The 2412-nt window shown below is 78.2% G+C and carries 1 protein-coding gene and 2 pseudogenes; all 3 read left to right on the forward strand.

Annotated elements, in window-relative coordinates; translation table 11 throughout:
* A pseudogene (locus ACVCAH_RS37680) lies at positions 1 to 291 on the forward strand (phosphoheptose isomerase); the annotation flags it as partial.
* A 26-nt stretch (positions 292 to 317) separates the two neighbouring features.
* Positions 318 to 1796 (forward strand): annotated as a pseudogene (locus tag ACVCAH_RS37685) (PfkB family carbohydrate kinase); the annotation flags it as partial.
* Between the two features lie 95 nt (positions 1797 to 1891).
* The coding region (locus tag ACVCAH_RS37690; protein WP_447140984.1) for an SDR family oxidoreductase at positions 1892 to 2412 on the forward strand (521 nt) is incomplete at its 3' end.

The raw sequence follows: 2412 nt of genomic DNA on the forward strand, positions 1-2412 counted from the left end.
CACGCCGCCCACCACACCGGCCTCCGCACCTGGGCCTTCACCGGCCCCACCCCCAACCCCCTCGCCGACGCCTGCGAAGAGGTGCTCGCCGTGTCGTCGCCGGACAGCCAGGTGGTCCAGGAACTCCACCTCGTCTCCAGCCACCTGCTCTGCGAGTACGTCGAGCAGGCCCTGCCGGCGGTGCTCCGCGCGCCGGCGGCGTCGCGCCGGGCGCCGACCGGGAACACCCGCTCCGGGCCGGTGCGGACCGGGGTCGAGGTGGTGCTCGACGGTCGACAGGTCGAGGCGTGAGGAGGGCAAGCGTGACGGGACCCGTGGTGGTGGTCGGTGACACCCTACTCGACCGGGACGTCGAGGGGGTGGTGAACCGGCTCTGTCCGGACTCGCCGGTGCCGGTGCTGGACGAGACCTCGTACCTCGACCGGCCCGGCGGCGCCGGCCTGGCCGCCGTCTTCGCGGCGGCGCAGGGCGCGGAGGTGGTGCTGGTCACCGCGCTGGCCGACGACGCCGGAGGGGCCCGGTTGAGTTCGCTGCTCGCCGCCGCGGGAGTGCAGGTGTACCCGCTCGGGCTGGCCGGCGCCACGCCGGAGAAGATCCGGCTGCGGGCCCGCGGCCGGGTGCTGCTGCGCCACGACCGGGGCGGCACGCCCGGCGAGCCGGGCGAGCCGTCCGACGCGGTGCTGCGGGTGATCGCCAACGCCGCCGCCGTGCTGGTGAGCGACTACGGCCGGGGGGTGGCCCGCCAGCCGGCGCTGCGCGCGGCGCTGGCCGGGACCCGCGCGCCGGTGGTCTGGGACCCGCACCCGCGCGGCCCGGCCGCGGTGCCCGGAGTGCACCTCGCCACCCCGAACGAGGCCGAGGTGCGGGAACTGGTGCCGATCCCGCCGGGGACGTCCCGGCTGGCCACCGCGTCCCGGGGTGCGCAGGGGCTGCGGCGGCGCTGGCGGGCCGGCGCGGTGGTGGTGACCCTGGGCGGGGACGGCGCGCTGCTCTGCCACGCCGGTTCGACGCCGCTGGTGGTGCCGTCGCCGGCCGCAGCCGACGGGGACACCTGCGGCGCCGGGGACCGCTTCGCGGCCACCGCGAGCGTGGCGTTGGCCCGGGGGGCGCTGGTCTCCGAGGCCGTGCAGGAGGCGGTCACCGAGGCGTCGGCGTACGTGGCCGGCGGGGGAGTGGCGACGGCGCTGCCGCCGCCGGCCAGTCCGGCGCCGGCTCCGGTGTTCAGTGCGGGGGACGGGGTCGGGGTGGCGTCGGCCGCGACCGTGGTGGCCAGGGTCCGCGCGGCCGGCGGCACGGTGGTCGCCACCGGCGGCTGCTTCGACCTGCTGCACGCCGGTCACGTGGCGACGTTGCAGGCCGCCCGGCAGCTCGGCGACTGCCTGGTCGTCTGCGTCAACTCCGATGCCAGCGTCACCGGGTTGAAGGGCCCCGACCGCCCGGTGATCCCGCAGGGCGACCGGGCCCGGCTGCTGGCGGCGCTGAGCTGCGTCGACGCGGTGATGATCTTCGACGAGCCGACCCCGCACGCGGCGCTGTCCTGGCTTCGGCCGGACATCTGGGTCAAGGGCGGGGACTACGCCACCGGGGCCGGGGACAGCTCGGCGCTGCCGGAGGCGGAGATCCTGCGCCGCTGGGGTGGGCACACCGTGGTGGTGCCGTACCTGGACGGGCGTTCCACCACGGGCATGATCGCCGCCGCCCGGTCGGCCGGCGGCCGTTCCGGCGACGCCTGCTGCGCCGCGGCCGGACGCCCCGCCGGCCCGGACGGGTCGGCGTCCGTCCCGGCGTCGGCCGGCACGCCCCCGGGCGCGGGCCGGGGCCGGCGGCTCAACGACACCGTGCCGCCGCCCGGGGCGTCCGCGCACCGGCCCACCTCGTCCGAGGGGACCCGGTGAGCGGCGGGTCGCCCGGTGCGGGGCAGAGCGTCCTGATCACCGGCGGGTCGAGCGGGCTCGGCGCGGCCGTGGTCACCGCCGTCGCCCGGGCCGGCGGGCGGCCGCTGGTGCTGGACCGCCAGCCGCCGGGAGACGGGGTGCCGTGGGTGGAGTGCGACCTGGCCGACACCCGGGCCGCGGAGGCGGCCACCCGGCAGTTGGCCGAGCGCTCCGGCGGCCTCGACGCCGTGGTGACGGCGGCCGGGATGGACGTGCCGGGCAAGCTGGCCGACCTGCCGGGGGAGACCTGGGACCGGATCGTGGCGGTGGACCTGCTCGCCACCGCGGCGGTGATCCGGGCCGCGCTGCCGTTCCTGGAGAGCTCCCGGGGCAGCATCGTCACGGTCGCCTCGACGCTCGGCGTGAAGGCGGTCAGTGACGCGACCGCGTACTGCGCCGCCAAGTTCGGCGTGGTCGGCTTCACCCGCGCCCTCGCCGCCGAACTCGCCGGCACCATCGGCGTCACCCTGCTCATCCC

Source organism: Micromonospora sp. LZ34, from assembly GCF_052981855.1.